Origin of the sequence: Halioglobus sp. Uisw_031 (assembly GCF_047729875.1) — a bacterium.
In the GTDB taxonomy this organism is placed as follows: Bacteria; Pseudomonadota; Gammaproteobacteria; order Pseudomonadales; family Halieaceae; genus Marimicrobium.
The window spans coordinates 3,187,483-3,203,326 of sequence record NZ_CP159826.1 but is presented as its reverse complement, the minus strand read 5'-3'; the positions used below and the strand labels follow the sequence as shown (position 1 = coordinate 3,203,326).

The following is a 15,844-nucleotide window of genomic DNA, read 5'->3' as shown; positions in this document are numbered from 1 at the left end:
ACGGGGTGAAAGCGGGCGGCCAACGACTCTGCAAGCACTCTACGTATTCTGCACGGGGGCCATTAGAGCGGGTACACTCAGCAACAAGGTTTTTGAGGCTATCCCTCCATCAAAATAATAGCATTATAAGGGATGTACTGTTTACGAGACGTCATTAACAAGAATCGTCGGTGGAACTGACGACATTATTGCTCTCTGGTCGACACGGTAAAATTGATAGACTACCATTGCAGTCGAAGACGACAATAATGTTCGTCGTAATTTCCGAAAATAATATGAAAAGTATTTTCCCCAGCGCTTACGAAATAAAAAAAACGCTCCTTTGGCCTCGCACCTTGCTTATGCGCTGGAAATACAGAAAAACCAGCGGGCCTATGAAAGCAATGATGGAGCTTCATTACTACCGGCCATCATTTTTTGACTTCGTAGGTGCGACATACGTCAATACGCATGTCCTTCATGACGTCGATATTAATTCCGATAGTGTAGTGTTTGACGTCGGGGCATTTACAGGGGGTTGGGCGCAGCACATGGTAGATCGTTATGATCCAATCATTTATGCATTTGAGCCGAATCCAAACTCGTTGGCGGCACTACAGGAGAAAGCCGCCAGCAATCCCAAGCTCCACCCTATGCCCTATGGCCTAGGCGACGAAGACCTAACCGTCGATTTCACGCTGAATGGGCTTGGCTCGTCGATGTGTGATGAGCGGACTGATCATTCCGATCTTCAGCGTATAAAGGTTGAGATTGCTGCAATTGATAGAGTTTGGAAAGAGCTAAATCTTGGTCGCGTTGATCTTATAAAGATTAATATTGAAGGAGCCGAGTTTCCTCTTTTGGATAAGATGATTAAGACAGATCTACTAAAAGAGGTGGACTGCTTTCTGATTCAGTTTCACGAATGGCACCCTGGTGCGTATAGAAAGCGTCGGCGTATCCAGGCAGAGTTGTCGAAGACCCATCGGTTAGAGTGGGACTATCATTTTATCTGGGAGAAATGGGTTCGAATTTAAAGGCCGTTCAAGGGTTGAAGAAAACGCTATTTCAACACCCATTTCTCCCAGATAAAATGATAATCCCAAACCAGACGGTGTGATTCGCTCAGTGCTTTTCTGATTTTTCTGCGTCGTTTATAGGCGCCGGGATGCCATTCGTGAAACTGAATCAGGAAACAATCTACTTTCCTCAATAGGTTGCACTCTATCATCCGTTCCAGCAGGGGAAACTCGGCTCCTTCAATATTGATCTTCATAAAATCGACTCTATCCAGCGCTAGTGACTTCCAGACGGTGGATATATCTTTAATTTCAACTTCGGCCCATGGCACGCCTTTTTTTCCGCTGGTATCAGAAAATACAGATGACCCTAGGTATTCAAGGGCCATACGTGCTGTTTCATTCTTCGCACCGAGTCCAAAGCTATAGCTGATGAGACCTGGAGCCGTCTCCGCTTTTTTTTCCAGCTGTTTATAGTTTCTTGGGTCGGGCTCGAATGCGTAGAGTGTTGGACTGTACCTGTCCAGTATTTCTTGTGCCCAGTCTCCGGTATAGGCGCCTGCGTCAAGAACGATGCTGTGTGTATTGATATCAGCTTCGTGCAGTAGAAGCCGATTGGCATTTATTGCACCAAGCCACTTGTAGAATGCAGGGCGATAGTAGTGAAGCTCCATGGCACTGCGCATAAACCCAGGTTCGAGTTTCTCCTTGTGACGCATATACAGCTTGCGCGGATACAGTACGGCCTTCTTCAGCTGGTAGAGGCTGAGAAGTTGCAGGGTCATAAATGGGGATGCTTTCATGGCGCTAGATGGCTGCCATGCGTCAGGTTACGTTGTTGGGTCCATCCGCTGCCGGGATGGGCTTATTGGGTCTCTGGCGCTCGTCGTGGCTGCCCGCAGTTTCTTCACCAAAGTTCATTGAGAACAGCCTCCGTCTCTCGCCTCCATTGTAGCTACCGTGTATCGTGCGGAAGTTCCAAATAATGAGGTCCCCCGGGGTGCTTTCGATAGTAATGGATGGAATTTCTCCACCCGAAATGCCGTATAACTCGCTGACCTTTGCCGAATCCTTGAAATCCTTTCGCAAGGTTTTGGCGAATGTTTGGTTGTGAAAGTGACTGCCTGGGATGATGCGGATAGCGCCATTGTGTCCGGTGAGGTCGTCAAGATAGAATGATAGCTTCACATGATAGTGGTGAAGAGGGGCCGCGTAGTCATCCGAATGCCAGTAGCTCTCACAATAAAAGAGATTGCCGTCGCTACTTGCCCACGTGGAGTCGGGCCCAACGATACTCTGGACAATACCTAAAACTCGCGGATCGTGTTGAAGAGGGGCTAGGCGTGGCGATTGTTCAATGAAGCCAGGAATAATGACCCGCCGTGCATCGCCGTGCAGGGCCTCCTGAGTTTCCCATACGGGTTGGTTCTGATCGCCAAACAGATCTTCAAAGCCGCCAATGATTTCGTCGATGTCGCTGCGGAAGAGTCCGGGTATTTTAAGGAAACCAAATGTTTCAAAAAAATGCACCTGTTGCGGAGATAGTAGGTGCTGGCTATCAACGACGGCCGATTCGCCCGCAGGGTTGGTTACCATTCGGGTCATAAGTTTCCCTTGTCTTTTAGACACATATAATGAAATAACGTAGCATTATTTGTCACTTTAGTGAAGCGGAGCGCGCGGACATGGGGACGAAATCGACGATGGGGCAGAGTCGCACTAGCATCGCTTATCGGGGCCTATGTTTTTTAAGCACATGTTTATAAAGAGTTTATTAGATGGGCTGTTCACGGGTGCTTTAATCCTGCAAGCTAATATGGGTGTAATAGCCTACGCGGTTCAAACATAGGAATAGGGCGTCCCAAGTGACTAATCGGCTGCGATCGCTAATAATCGCTATTTCTCATTTTCCACAGCCACCGTGGAGACTAGGGCATGAACTCCCTTTGTCCTGCGCTGATGAATAAAGGACTGAGCCTTTTAGTTGCCAGTGCGTTGTGGCTATTTCTGTGGTCGATGTCCATCAGTCCTACCGCAGTGGCGAAAATGCCTGCTGCTGAAAGTACTGACAGCCAGTCCCGTTTTCACAGAACCGCCCAATACCTGCAAGACGCTTCTCCTCAAATGCGTGGCGAATTTGCCGCTATCGCGTTAACGCATCTAATCGACGGCTATCTGGAGGAGATGCAACTAGCCCGAGCAGAAGTAAGGTCTGCGAGCGCGCAGGCGAATCTTAGAGGGTGGTCTCTGGCCGTCAATCATTATGCCGGCCAGATTCCTTTGTTGCTGGAGGATATAGAGTTGGGGTTGCCCGTGCGTCTAACGAGGGTTGGGGAAAAATCGCTCGCGATAACAGTGGCGGATAGAGCGATTATACTCAGCCACCCTCGCATGAATCAGCAAAATTCTCTTGAGCAGGCAATTCTCACGGACTTCTGCACCAGCTATCGCTGTGAGCAGTTTACGCCGCACAATACAGAACTTGCGCCGATATTCGCTTCGAGTGTTTACGTAAGACCCGACTGGACGTTCACGGCACGCGGTCCGATGTGCTCCTATCAGGGAATAAGGGTGCATTTTAAAAACGAAAAGAATCTGACGAAATCACGTCTTATCTGTGCGCAATTTTTGCAGGAGGTCATCACTCTGGCTAACGAAATGTCTTGGCAACGGGCGTTGGCGGTACCGATACAATGGAGTGAACTCGAAATACTGCCCACTGCCCGCAGAGCCGAGCATACAGTCAGATTGAATGGATTGGGAGATACTGCTGTAGCTGCAGTCCCGTTACTTTACGGTAACCCACGCCTGCTTGGGCACATTCTCCCTTGGGTGCGTCAGTGGGTGGCTAACCCGCAAGAAGCGAGTATCCAGTTGGAGGCGGACCATTACGGTTGGGGAGAGCCTTAAACTATAGGCTGTAGAACGACATTTATTGTTTAAATTTGACCACGGCAATGAGCAATTGACGGCAGGTTATCTGACCAATCAATTTGCCATTTTCGACCACTGGCCTGCGGCGCTTATTTTTCTTCAGCATATCCTGGGCAACATCGACAATATCTTCATTAGGGTGCGCCACCACGAGGTTATCCTTGGCCATATACTCACGAACAACGCCCGTGTTGCTGTTGTTATAAACTGCCCCCAATATAGCGCGTAAACAATCCATCTCCGATAGAATGCCAACCAGGTTCGCATCGTCATCCACCACGCATACGCCAGAAATCCTGCTGTCGGTGATAACCTTCATCGCATCCATAATGTTGTCTTCAGGATGCACCTTGGCAGGATTAGGCAACATGTAATCACGAAGATTGACTGATTGCAGCATACGTGGCTCCATCACTGTGAACAGCAGTTTTTCTAAAGTATAGCTGCTAAAGACGTTAATAGTAGTGTGGGCTGCAGTTCTGTTAAAAAAACACCAGCAATCAGGGCGCATTTCTCTGAAATCGCCTAAAATGGACGCTACCCAGTGTTAGAGTAAGGCCTGTTCGTGAGACATGTCGTTAAGCCCTGAGAGCGCATTCTTTGGAGATTGAATATGCCACGTTTTTTGGACGTTTTACTAGCAGGGCTGCTGCTCAGCACCTCCATGACGTATGCCGGTGTGACGCCTGCTGAGCGCCTCGGTGAGGCCATTCAATTCCAGACGGTGAGTTATCAGGATCACAGCCAAATTGACCTCAATGAGTTTGAGCGCTTTCACGCCTTTTTGAGGGCGGCCTACCCGAGGGTGTTTGCTCAGCTAGAGATAGAAGTCATCAATCAGTATAGCCTGCTCATTAGTTGGCCGGGCAGCGATAGCAGCCTCGCTCCCATTTTGTTCACAGCGCATATGGATGTGGTGCCGATTGAATCAGGTACTGAAAGCGATTGGGAGTATCCACCTTTTGACGGCGTGATAGCAGATGGACGAATCTATGGTCGAGGCTCACTGGATGACAAGCAGGGACTGTTAAGCATTCTTGAAGCGGCTGAATCGTTGCTGGCAGAAGGTTTTGCGCCGTCACGTCAGTTGGTTTTTGCGTTTGGTCATGACGAGGAAATCAGTGGCAAGCAGGGCGCTGGAAAGATAGCGGAGCGCATGCGCGAGCAAGGGCTGCATTTTGCGTGGATGGTCGACGAAGGGGGCATGCTCGTGTCCGATAATCCTATGATTCCGGATCAGCAATTGGCGATTATCAATGTTGCTGAAAAAGGTTATCTCACGCTGACCCTGGTGGCGACTGGGCCGGGAGGGCACTCCTCCATTCCGCCGAGAGTCAGTACTATTGGGCGCTTGTCGGCGGCATTAGAGCGCATTGAGAACAATCCCTTTCCGACACGGCTGGTGGTGCCGGTGAAGGTGATGCTGGAGTCGATGGCACCTCACTTGGAACAACCGGAGCGATTGATACTGGGCAACCTCTGGTTAACGCAGGCATTGGTCACTGACAGGTTGAGCCAGGACCCGCTGATGAACTCCTTTGTGCGCACGACCACAGCACTAACGATGTTTAATGCGGGGTTGAAAGAAAATGTGGTGCCCCAGCGTGCCGAGGCCAAGGTCAACTTCCGTCTCCTGCCCGGAGACACACCCGAGATGGTGGTGAGTTATATCACCGACGTGGTGGACGACCCTGAGATCGAGATTAGTCACGATAAATGGGATCATGTGTCGAGTATATCGGATCACGAGGGTAGCGGTTATGCCGTGATCGAAGAAGCGGTATTAGCGGTTTACCCCCGCGCTTTGGTGGTGCCATCTTTGATGTTCGCAACGACCGACACACGCCACTATATCGAGCTGACAGACAATCAGTACCGATTTCAAGGGATGATGATTGAGACCCGCCAGGCCAAGTCTATCCATGGAACCAATGAGTATATTGGGGTGAAAAGTTACGAGGATTCCATTGAGGTCGCGCGTCAGATGATGAAACTGGGTTCGCGTTAGGACTTGGCACGCAGGTTGGGCGTGCGCAGTCGGTATCACAATGTTACGCTTCACCGAGCTGATTGAATCGCACCCGCTCTGGAGGAAATAATGCGAAGTGTTTTTGTTTGTGTCGCCCTCATCACAATGCTGTCTGCTTGTGTGAGCACGCCTGAGCCTGCTAATCCTTGTGCCGACCCTCGGCCGTTGGTGTGCACTATGCAGTATGCGCCGACGTGCGCCGTGCTGGTGGAGGGTGGGCGCAAGGAATTCTCTTCACCTTGCACCGCCTGCTCTAGCGAGGCGGTGTCGGGTTATGAGACCGGACCGTGCCCCGAATGAGCCTTACTAATCGTATTTTGATCGCTATGGTGGCGGGTATCGTGCTGGGGTGTCTGTTCAATGTCGCATTGCATAGCACGGCCTTGCCGGAGTCTGTGCGGTCTGCATTGGATACGTATATTGTTTCGGGGCTATTAGATGCGGTAGGCCGAATTTTCGTGGCCTCGCTCAAGTTATTGGTGGTGCCACTGGTGCTAGTGTCGCTAATCTGCGGTTCCAGTTCTCTGGCAAACAGTTCACGTATGGGTCCTATCGCCGGTAAAACCGTCATTTTTTACCTGTTGACTACTGCGGTAGCGATCACCGTAGCGTTATCATTTGCAGTCTTTGTCGGCCCTGGCGATGGAGTGGTGATGGAAGGGGTGGCCAATTATAAACCTTCAGTGCCGCCGCCTTTGGTTGATGTGCTAGTGAATATTTTTCCTACTAATCCGGTGCAGGCGATGGCTGAGGGGAAAATGCTGCAAATTATTGTCTTTGCACTGTTATTCGGTTTCGCAATTTCCCGTGCGGGCGAGCCGGGGCGGCGCATCGCTAGTTTTTTCCGGGATATGGAAGGCGTCGTCATGACGATGGTCGGTATATTGATGACCCTCGCGCCTTATGGCGTCTTCGCTCTGCTGGCGAAATTATTTGCAGAGATGGGTGTCGGCGTTATTCTGCATCTGGCCGGCTACTTCTTTACCGTTCTTGGCGTATTACTGTTTCATGCTTTTGTGACCTACAGTTTGCTGCTAAAGGGACTGACGGGGCTGTCTCCGCGCATACTCTTTACTAAAATGCGGCCCGTGTGGGCTTTTGCGTTTAGTACCGCTTCGTCCGGCGCTACCCTGCCGGTTACGTTGCGCACCGTGGAGCGCAGGATGGGTGTGCACAACTCCGTCGCTGGATTTACAGTTCCTCTTGGCGCGACTATTAACATGGACGGCACTGCCATTATGCAGGGCGTGGCCACCGTCTTTATCGCCCAAGTCTACGGTGTAGACCTATCCATGATGGCTTTCCTTACGGTCATTATCACGGCGACGCTGGCCTCAATCGGCACCGCAGCTGTGCCTGGGGTGGGCTTGATTACGCTCGCGATGGTGCTGGGACAGGTGGGGCTGCCAGTAGAGGGCATTGCACTGATTATTGGCGTCGATCGGCTTTTGGATATGGTGCGAACCGCGGTGAATGTGACGGGTGATTCAGTGGTCTCGCTGGTAGTCGCTCACAGTGAAAAGCAATTTGATGAAAGCGTGTTTCTTGACCCCAATGCGGATGCTGATACGAATCAGGGCGGCACGAGTGAGCGGGAGTTATTAACGCCCACCGGATAAAGTAACCAATGAATATGACGCCAGCGGGTCTTAAACAACTTTTCTCATATCTTCGGTCGGTATTTCCACCTTTGGTCATCTGTTCCCCCCCATTCGCTGCGGTGTCCTGAGGGGGGCTACCGTACTCATTTCTGGGGTGCTGGGAAGGGGTTCTTATTATTAGAACGTGACTTTTTTCTTCTACGTGTCCATGATATCGATCGCATCAATAGTCAACCTGGAGCGCGGCATGAAAAAAGCTATTACTTATATAGCCCTTTTTATTGGGTTGAACATGGCTGCCTTTGCCGAACAGTTGCAGTCGGTGGAGTACCCAGACGCCGCTGTGCCCCAAGTTTTGGATGTGATGCCCGCGGGGCCCTCTATTGGAGATATGTATACTAGCGAAGGTTCGCTTAGGTCGTCCATTGGTGGCCCTGTGGTAGGCGAATATTTTGGGCAGGCGACGCTTGTCCACCTAAATGATACTTTGACGCGTACTACCAGGTCCTTCATGGTGGAGTCAGTGTATCCCGACGGCAGTATATACAAATTGAACCTGATACAAACGGATCATGGGCTTCCATTAAAAGAAGGTCACGGTCATGTAGGCGCGATTGTCGGGGGGACAGGAAAATATTCTGGTATACGCGGTAGTTATGAATACGAGATGTTAGCTGGAGGAGTTGCTAAAGTGACTAATACTTACTGGCTTGCCAAGTAACCGAGATGCCGACCTTTGGGTATGGGGGGAGAAATAATCCCTTCGTCGCAGATTCTCGTTATGGATAAAGATGTCACCGAGCGAGAACAACGGCTGCGTCAGGACTACCATCAACAGACTGCGCGTATTCACTGGCATGAGCTGCAGACGTATTATGCGGGCGGTAGCGTAATCAGGGTGGTGTCCGGATTGAATCTGGTGGAGGTTGCGGTGCAACTGGGTCTCGACAATACGACTCGCTTTCAGGGTTGGATAGAGAGCGGTGATGTGGCGGCCGTCAGCGACGAGCAGGCGTTAATCTGGTACGAGAGCAACACAGAGCTGTGGGCGGTGGTGGCAGCCCCTTGGGTGTTAGTCCAGCAACCCGACGATACTCCTCTTATTGAATAACCTTGACCCAATCTCCAATGCGCGGTTCGCCCCGCGGGTAAAGTCCGTTCAGCAGACGCAGCTGAGCATCCGCATTGGGTATGCGCATGCTTGCCGCAAGACTGGATATGGTGGCGCCCCGTGGCACCTGAATATAGTGCACATAATAGCCCGATGAGCCCTGTCGTTCTGCGGGCAGCGTCGGACGAAAACTCTCGATCATAGAGAGCAGAACGCCATCTTCCAGCGCAAAGTCCTGTGCCTTGCCGTCAAAAAGATAACTGAGATTATTGTAATCAACGACACCAACACGACGCGATTTTTCACCGCTACTGGCAACCGCGGTGTAGCCTTCCAATCCGAATTGATCCAACGCAACACCGGCACTGAGTGTCCCGGTAGCATTTTTTTCCAGTACTGATCGAGGCGTTAGTTTCTGGTCGCGACGCCTTATGCTGATAGACAGTTCTGCACTACCATTCGGTGCGCGCGCAACGATAGTTTTTGAGCCAGCCCTGACTGTCCAGCCTACCGGCTGTTCAAACGTGAAGCCGAGTTTGTTGTGGTAATAGCGATTTTCTGTGCGTTCGCTCTGCACGCTTTTGCCCCACACAAGTCCTTCTAGGTGACGCTGAAATTCGCCGGGCACAGACGGATCATCAATTTGGGTTTCGCCCCCGAGTTGCCCTGCGGCTTTGACCACTGTCTTGAGGCGCTGATCGTTGCGTGGATGGCTGGCGTACAGGCCGTGATAGGAGGCGACCGGCTTGCCGCCGCTTTTGGACTGCACGCGTTGGAACTGCTCCTGATCCTTCAGTACGCCAATGACTTCCAGCAGTGAATCAGTATCATAGCCGGACTGATGCATAGTCTGGGCGCCCAAACCATCGGCTTCCAACTCCATGTCCCGTCCGTAGCCGCTGATCAATTCGCCGCCATACATAGTGGAGGCGCTCGCAAGGTCGCTGCTGCCGGTGAGGACATAGGTGGTGGTCGCCACTACTGAATTTGTCACCGACGCAGCTTGCCGCCGGTTGTGGTGACTGGCGGTAACATGGCCTATTTCATGTGCCAGTACTGCGGCCAACTCCGCCTCATTGTCCAAATAGGCCAGCAGGCCCCGGTTAACATAGATATACCCTCCTGGAGCGGCAAAGGCGTTAATGTCCGGGCTGTCGATAACAGTAAAGGTAAAGGTACCGTTGGGGTCGTCACTGCTGGCGACCAGACGTTGACCGACGCGATTGACATAGGCTTGTAATGGCGGATCATTATAGATGGCACGCTGACCAAGTAGTTCCGCATGCTGATTTTTACCAATCGAGGCGTTGCCCGCACAGCCGGTCAGAAATACCAAAGCCACGGTCACAGTAGTAACAAAAAAACTATGAGTAGGTTGCTGTCTGTTCACGTATACCTCTTAGTATTCGCTTGAGAGGAATTCCAATAACTGATCGCCAATGCCATCACAGGCAGCACCCTGCACCGGCGCAATAATGGGTATCGGTATGATCACCGCTGGCATATAGGACTGGCCTGAGGCGCTGGTGTTAACCTGGCCCACTTCAGTCTGGTCGGTAAAGTCCCAGATAGTCGCCTCATAATTGGCATCATGGCCCCAGGTCCCAAAGCCAAAGCAGCCATTGAATGAGCAGGCCATTGAGCCCGCGCCTTCGGTGCGCACTGTTGAGCCGTCTAGCCAAATAAGGTATTCGAGTTTCAGTGCCAGCATTTTCTCAGCCACCGGCTGTTGCTGCAGCAACTGTTCGATATTGTCAGGGTACAGCGGCGCCGTGCGCGGCTCAAACCACGGATACAACGCGTTGAGAAATTCCAGTTCATCAATGACCCTGATCGATCCGTCGTGAGAGGTAATATGGTCCCCGACGCAGGCGACAAAGTCAGGCTCGGTTTCATAGTCACTGCTATGACGTCGCCCCAAAATTACCACGCTGGAATCGCCAATGCCTTCGGTCGGTTCATTGAATGTCATTTCATCCACGGTGGACGTCACGCATGCGGCGGTGAGTGACAGGCTGGCGCACACAGTGAGCATGGAAATAAAAGAAGCGTTCATCGAGTCATCGCCCTCGATGGTATACCCTGCTCTTGTAACCAACCCTGCACCGCGGGAATCTGCGTAAACTGGCTGACAAAATGAGCACCGGCATCCCGCAGCGCCATTACGGCTGCAAGGTTTACCGCTTCCTGGTCGTTTTGCAGAAATGCTGTGGGTGTCTTTCCGTAACTGCTCATGGTCCACTCGGCAATCGGCTGGCCGCCCGGGGAGACTAACTCAAAGCGATAGCGTATCCAGATCTCATAGACCTTGATTTGGGTATGTGCAGGGATGGCGTACTGTAGTTCCTCGACATGTGGAATCAGTACTGCGTCTACGACTGGGCCTGATTGCCCGGGCTGAGGTGGGCTAGTGAGCACAGTAATCTGCTTAAACATGCCAGCCAGTAGACTGTCCCACATTTTTATCTGAGCTGCCCCGGTATTGACTACCCAGCTCGATTCGTTGCGACCTTTGGCTTCTTCTGAGAACTCGTGCAGCGCGAAGTCGTCACCAAGCCACACACCCAGAGTGAGCGGCAGCGGTTCGATCAACGGGGGTGGAAAGTTGCCGTCTACAACAACCCTGTTGGGTCCGCAGCCAGCCAATGCGACCAGCATTAGCAATGCGAACAGCCAGCGCAGGCGATTAACGGAAGTCATTGAGTCCGACAAATGTGCCGCCATTACGATACGTGAGTTCGCGCATGAGCGCGGCAAAGCGAACCCCCGTCGTCTGATTACTTGCGCGGGGATCAAATAGCACAGGAAAGCCAACAGCGTGAATGCGCACCAGTCGATCGCCATTAGCATCGACTCGATTGATGCGGTCCACGGTGTCAACGACCTGCGAGATAGACTTGCCAGTAAATTCATCACCGAACACATAGATACTAATTTTTTTGTCCGGTGCCGCAAACGCGCGAATGGCGGTCTCAATTCCTTCCACCGGGCTGGAGTTGCTAAAAACATTCCAGCCCCGCAGGTTTTTTATGATCACCTCGCGTCTCCCCGGTGTGTCGGGTATCCACCTCCCGCGGTAGCTAGGAAACATGTACCTCCCCATGTCGTTCATCACTTGTATGCCTTTGACCTTGGGGTAGATACTTAGTGTCGCTTGAACCTCTTCCAGTACACGCTCCCAAGCATTGCTATACATAGATCCTGATGTATCAATGACGAAAATGATGTACTCGCTGTCCACAGGGATGCCACCAATTAACTGGTTCTTAGAACGATACTGTGTGCCCAAAAGACGTTCCATCTCTTCAGTTAGCGTCTGTTTTGCTACGGCCAACTGTCCCGAAATCGCTGAATTACTGCTGGTCTCAACCTGCAGACTGTCGTAGCGCGACTTTACGCTGGCCATCTGACCGCGCAGAATTGCAATACGCTGTTCATAGTCAGACAGCTGTTCTTGCTTGGCGTTCAGATCTCGATTGAGAATTTTTGTTTCGCCGCGAATTTGAAATACCTGTTGCTGCAGTTCAGCCACCGTCCCCTCTAGGTTGATGGTGGATGCTTCGATGATCTGTGGCTCTGCCGTTTTGGTGATCATTAGCAGTAGAATAATCGCCCCAAAGCCGCAACAGATGACGTCGAGGAACGATAGCGAAAACTCTTCCGGGGCTCTCCCCCTTCCCCTGCGCCGCGCCATCAGGGCCAGTCTCGTGAAGGACTAAGCAATGAGCCCCGAGTAGCTTGCGCGAGCTGCCACAGCTCTGACACTGCCATGGGATCGCCCTCCATCGGTGCCAGTATGATATTGACGGGTACCTTGGTCGGTAGCTGCCGGATCGCTTGAGCATACAGCCTTTGACGTTCCCGGCCACTCACTTTGCTACCGCGTGGGGGGGTGGTCCCCTGCGTAGGAAGTCCGTCAGTAATCAGAAAGATATTATCGGGCAGTGGTGATAGCTTTTGTAGCGCGATAAAGGCATTTTCAAGGCTGGTTCCGCCACTGGGCGTCATGTTCCCCAGCACGCTTGATAATTTTGCCAGCTGTGGCTGGTCAGCGACTTTCAGCCATTTGCCGTCCGTGTTGGGCAATGCCGAGGTTGCTGTGGTGTTGAAGGTGATGACCTGATAGTGACTGGCAACCGGTAGCTGCGCTGTCAGCCAATCCACCGTATTAAGACTCTGGGTCCACTTGTCAGCCTTGCGTTGAATCGACGCACTCATATTGCGCAGACGAATGATTTGCACCACTTTCTCCGCCAGCATGCTGGCCGACACATCGAGCAATATGGCAATATGGCTTCCTCCAAGCTTCAATCCCGTTAGGTACTGGCGGTCGCCTTCTCCGATGAAGGAGCGGGCGTTGTTGCCACCACTATCTTGGCTTGCTTGACGCAACGCCTTGACCTCTGCTTCGAGTGACAGTAGTTCAGCCTTCAGGCTTTCAATATCGCTACTGTCGGTATAACCATCACGTTTGCGGGCCTCTATTTGAGCCTCGTAGTTTTCCGTATCCTGCGCTATGCGGGTCGACAGCCCCTGTGCCTCCGCCGTTTTTAAATCTACGTCTGACAACGTATTACGCAGTCGTACTAAGCCCTCTGTGCCTTCAGTGACATCCTCGTTGAGTAGATTGACTTCCGACAACAAGTCTTCATTCAACTCCGTTTTCTGCTCTACAATGCCATGATTCATGATGAGGAAGACAAGAATGACTGCGCCAAAGCCGCAGGACATAATGTCTAGAAAGCTGAGGTTAAAGGTGGTAAATTCGCGTTTTTTTCTTGCCATGCTGGCTAGACCACCACCTCGATTAACAGCGCGATATCGGTAACGCCCTGGCCTGTATTGATGGTATCGCCGCAAGCCAAAATCTGACCGGAGTGATACGTTGCGCCATTAACGATCGCCGGTGTACCGCTGTCACGTAATTGCCAGCCCTTGTTACCGCGATAGATATCGCATCCGCCTTCCAGTGTGGTTCCCGTCTCCATTAAAGGTTGTGCGCGATGCCGGTAAAGAACATGTGTTGGCTCTGTTGTCGAGGCTTGAGCCGGTGGTTGCGCTGGGGATGGTGTTACCGGTGGCCCTTTATTCGCTGCGTCAGATGAGACCACCTCTGCATCGAGGCACGGTAGGGCTGTTACAAAGCTCAGAGCTTGTTCGCGTTGCACCAATTGCTCCTGATGCGATTGCAGTGCGCGCCGCACGTCGTCTGGCTGTAACACAGCGATGCGCTCGAATGCAGAGGTTAGCCCCGGCAGTAATGCTGCCAGTGGGTCTGCAATGATCTGGTCGTCAGGACGCAGCACACCAACAGTCTCGCGCACACTGTCGAACAGCTGTTTCCCCGCCGTCTGCAGTTCGTGAGCGCTGATGCGCGCCTGATAACCATTCACCTCCAGATTGGTTTCGGAAGCATTTTGCAGTGTCTGCAAAGCGGCGGGCAGAGCATCGTATAACTGTTGTTCGCTATCCGCTTTGCGGCGTGGATCGAAACGGGTTTGACGCACAAACGCCGCGGCAATGAGCTCGACCAGCCGCTCCTGCAGCTGCAGCAGGCCGCAACCGGGCAGAGGTGTGGTGCGCTGCAGTTCAATCTGGTGATTGTGTCTAGTCAGCTCTGAGATCACGGCCTGATGGAGTTGAATTTCCAGATGGAGAATACGTTCACCACTATAGAGGCTGGCCAGTGCCACACTGCGATTGATCAGGCCGACAGCGTCGAACGGACATTGCTGCACAATTCCTAGCAGCAGGGCGAGTTGCTCGCGCTGCATACTGCCTGACACGGCCAACAACACCTCACTGGGACTTTTGGCTTCGTGATGCAGTTGTTTGAGGTGAGCATGAGCGAGGTCCCCTGTGTGTCGCGCAGGGCCAAGCGCGGGCTGCAATGTTTCGGTGCTCAGTTGCCACCAATACCGCGTGTTAATATCCCGCGGTTGCAATCTGGCGGCGGCGCGTGCGGGCGAGCCAAAGCGGTACTCTTTTTCCTGGAACAACACATAGCCGGGACTTTGCACTGTGGTGCCCTCGTGCCACAGCTGTAGATTGCTATCGTTGATATCCAGCACGCCGATGCTCATTAGCGGGCTACCAAGAAGCGCAACAGGCGCTTGTCGGCATAACGTTGGTTGTCTAGTACTAGACGCTCCTGCGACAGCTGTAACTGATGTAGACAGAACATGATGATAATGCTCAGCACCAATGCAACGAAAGTGCTATTAAATGCAACACCCAGACTCGCAGTAACGCCTGAAATATCGCCGGCCACTGCTTGGTAAGCCTGCCCTAACGCGTCACCAATTCCGCGCACGGTCCCAATAAACCCGATGGAGGGAATAGCCCACGCGATGTAGCGCACCATCGACATTTCAGAATCAAGCCTATCGGATTCAATTTCGCAATTTTCTTTTATCGTGTCAGACACGGCTTGGATGCTGCCGGTGGTGGCAAAGCGTTGCAATGCCGACAGCAGAGTGCGCGGCAGCAGGTATTCCTGCTCGGCCGCCGGCAGTGCCTCTATGGCACGGCTGTACTCGCGCGCATCTTCTGGCAGTACAGTGGTGCCCTCTGGGATATCCAACAGGTGACGGTCGAGCATGCTGCGTTCTCGCATCCCTAGACGAGCCTTATAGCCCATGATCGCCAGAGCCCAGATTAGCAGAATAAAACAGGATTCCTGTTCATAATTGCCTATCACCACGGCCAGACTGCGAGTGGTGACGACCTCCTCTCCAGCCGCCTGCTGTGCCGCTTCAAGTTCCAGATGTGCTTTTGCACTGGGTCGTATCACGCCCACGTATAGCGCATGCACGACGATAATAGCGATCAGCAATGCGAATAACTGATAGATAAATTCGGATGACATTTTTTGCTTCATTGGGGTGTCCTATATATCGACCGGAAAGGAGACGGGTACGTCTTCGGAAATTTTTTCTGAGGAGCGATAATCAAACGGTGACTCACTGCGCTTGGCTGACGGCGCTTTTTTTTCTGCGGGTCCCTCGGGCGTCGCTGCTGAGGATGCATTATCATTTTTATCAGCAGGACTAGCCGTGGTTTCTTGCGCGCTTTGTGTTTGCTCAGCCGGCGCAGATTGAGCGGCCAGCGGTATGGCCTGCAGAGACAGAACAAGGAGCAGTGGCAGTACGAATAGTCGTTTGATCATAGG

General features: G+C 52.2%; 18 protein-coding genes. 7 read left to right on the top strand and 11 right to left on the bottom strand.

Going from position 1 to position 15,844, the window contains the following annotated elements:
• Positions 1–170: 170 nt before the first annotated feature.
• Entirely contained in the window at positions 171–1,016 is an 846-nt protein-coding gene (locus ABXT62_RS14485) for an FkbM family methyltransferase (RefSeq protein ID WP_415355994.1), read from the top strand.
• Positions 1,017–1,042: 26 nt separating this feature from the next.
• Here ABXT62_RS14485 and ABXT62_RS14480 read toward each other — a convergent pair whose 3' ends face one another.
• Positions 1,043–1,783 carry an FkbM family methyltransferase gene (locus ABXT62_RS14480; RefSeq protein WP_415355993.1) on the bottom strand — a complete coding sequence of 247 codons (741 nt, stop codon included), beginning with the start codon at positions 1,781–1,783 and terminating at the stop codon, positions 1,043–1,045.
• Between the two features lie 40 nt (positions 1,784–1,823).
• Positions 1,824–2,603, bottom strand: a complete 780-nt coding sequence (locus ABXT62_RS14475) for a phytanoyl-CoA dioxygenase family protein (protein WP_415355992.1) — start codon at positions 2,601–2,603, stop codon at positions 1,824–1,826.
• A 330-nt stretch (positions 2,604–2,933) separates the two neighbouring features.
• Here ABXT62_RS14475 and ABXT62_RS14470 point away from each other — a divergent pair, with 330 nt between their 5' ends.
• Positions 2,934–3,908, top strand: coding sequence for a hypothetical protein (locus tag ABXT62_RS14470; RefSeq protein WP_415355991.1), 975 nt, complete (start codon positions 2,934–2,936; stop codon positions 3,906–3,908).
• Between the two features lie 22 nt (positions 3,909–3,930).
• Here the strand turns inward: ABXT62_RS14470 and ABXT62_RS14465 are convergent, their stop codons facing one another.
• The gene (locus ABXT62_RS14465; RefSeq protein WP_415355990.1) at positions 3,931–4,332 is read right to left on the bottom strand and encodes a CBS domain-containing protein; all 402 of its coding nucleotides are present in this window, start codon (positions 4,330–4,332) and stop codon (positions 3,931–3,933) included.
• Positions 4,333–4,545: 213 nt separating this feature from the next.
• Here ABXT62_RS14465 and ABXT62_RS14460 point away from each other — a divergent pair, with 213 nt between their 5' ends.
• The 5 genes from ABXT62_RS14460 (at position 4,546) to ABXT62_RS14440 (ending at position 8,673) form a co-directional block, all read left to right on the top strand.
• Positions 4,546–5,940, top strand: a complete 1,395-nt coding sequence (locus ABXT62_RS14460) for a M20/M25/M40 family metallo-hydrolase (protein ID WP_415355989.1) — start codon at positions 4,546–4,548, stop codon at positions 5,938–5,940.
• Between the two features lie 90 nt (positions 5,941–6,030).
• Entirely contained in the window at positions 6,031–6,261 is a 231-nt protein-coding gene (locus tag ABXT62_RS14455) for a hypothetical protein (RefSeq protein WP_415355988.1), read from the top strand.
• Positions 6,258–7,580 carry a dicarboxylate/amino acid:cation symporter gene (locus tag ABXT62_RS14450; protein WP_415355987.1) on the top strand — a complete coding sequence of 441 codons (1,323 nt, stop codon included), beginning with the start codon at positions 6,258–6,260 and terminating at the stop codon, positions 7,578–7,580. The genes ABXT62_RS14455 and ABXT62_RS14450 overlap by 4 nt, the downstream gene beginning before the upstream one ends.
• Before the next feature lie 229 nt (positions 7,581–7,809).
• Positions 7,810–8,283: a hypothetical protein gene (locus ABXT62_RS14445; RefSeq protein ID WP_415355986.1), complete on the top strand. Its 474-nt coding sequence runs from the start codon at positions 7,810–7,812 to the stop codon at positions 8,281–8,283.
• A 60-nt stretch (positions 8,284–8,343) separates the two neighbouring features.
• A complete protein-coding gene (locus tag ABXT62_RS14440) occupies positions 8,344–8,673 on the top strand; it encodes a DUF2288 domain-containing protein (RefSeq protein ID WP_415355985.1) in 330 nt (109 codons plus the stop codon).
• On the opposite strand, the gene ABXT62_RS14435 is transcribed toward ABXT62_RS14440, so the two are convergent.
• From ABXT62_RS14435 to ABXT62_RS14400, 8 genes are read right to left on the bottom strand one after another with little or no spacing between them, the layout of a single operon-like run.
• On the bottom strand, positions 8,663–10,063 hold the full coding sequence (locus tag ABXT62_RS14435; RefSeq protein WP_415355984.1) for a M48 family metalloprotease: 1,401 nt from the start codon (positions 10,061–10,063) through the stop codon (positions 8,663–8,665). The genes ABXT62_RS14440 and ABXT62_RS14435 overlap by 11 nt on opposite strands.
• A gap of 9 nt (positions 10,064–10,072) precedes the next feature.
• Positions 10,073–10,729 carry a hypothetical protein gene (locus ABXT62_RS14430; RefSeq protein ID WP_415355983.1) on the bottom strand — a complete coding sequence of 219 codons (657 nt, stop codon included), beginning with the start codon at positions 10,727–10,729 and terminating at the stop codon, positions 10,073–10,075.
• Positions 10,726–11,385 (bottom strand): hypothetical protein, encoded by a 660-nt coding sequence (locus ABXT62_RS14425; RefSeq protein ID WP_415355982.1) that lies wholly within the window; start codon positions 11,383–11,385, stop codon positions 10,726–10,728. The genes ABXT62_RS14430 and ABXT62_RS14425 overlap by 4 nt, the downstream gene beginning before the upstream one ends.
• Positions 11,360–12,367 carry a VWA domain-containing protein gene (locus tag ABXT62_RS14420; protein WP_415355981.1) on the bottom strand — a complete coding sequence of 336 codons (1,008 nt, stop codon included), beginning with the start codon at positions 12,365–12,367 and terminating at the stop codon, positions 11,360–11,362. Before ABXT62_RS14420 ends, ABXT62_RS14425 begins: the two co-directional genes overlap by 26 nt.
• The gene (locus ABXT62_RS14415) at positions 12,367–13,458 is read right to left on the bottom strand and encodes a VWA domain-containing protein (RefSeq protein WP_415355980.1); all 1,092 of its coding nucleotides are present in this window, start codon (positions 13,456–13,458) and stop codon (positions 12,367–12,369) included. The genes ABXT62_RS14420 and ABXT62_RS14415 overlap by 1 nt, the downstream gene beginning before the upstream one ends.
• A gap of 5 nt (positions 13,459–13,463) precedes the next feature.
• Positions 13,464–14,756, bottom strand: a complete 1,293-nt coding sequence (locus tag ABXT62_RS14410) for a hypothetical protein (protein WP_415355979.1) — start codon at positions 14,754–14,756, stop codon at positions 13,464–13,466.
• Positions 14,756–15,553 carry a MotA/TolQ/ExbB proton channel family protein gene (locus ABXT62_RS14405; protein WP_415355978.1) on the bottom strand — a complete coding sequence of 266 codons (798 nt, stop codon included), beginning with the start codon at positions 15,551–15,553 and terminating at the stop codon, positions 14,756–14,758. Before ABXT62_RS14405 ends, ABXT62_RS14410 begins: the two co-directional genes overlap by 1 nt.
• Before the next feature lie 9 nt (positions 15,554–15,562).
• Positions 15,563–15,841: a hypothetical protein gene (locus ABXT62_RS14400; protein ID WP_415355977.1), complete on the bottom strand. Its 279-nt coding sequence runs from the start codon at positions 15,839–15,841 to the stop codon at positions 15,563–15,565.
• Between the last annotated feature and the right edge of the window lie 3 nt (positions 15,842–15,844).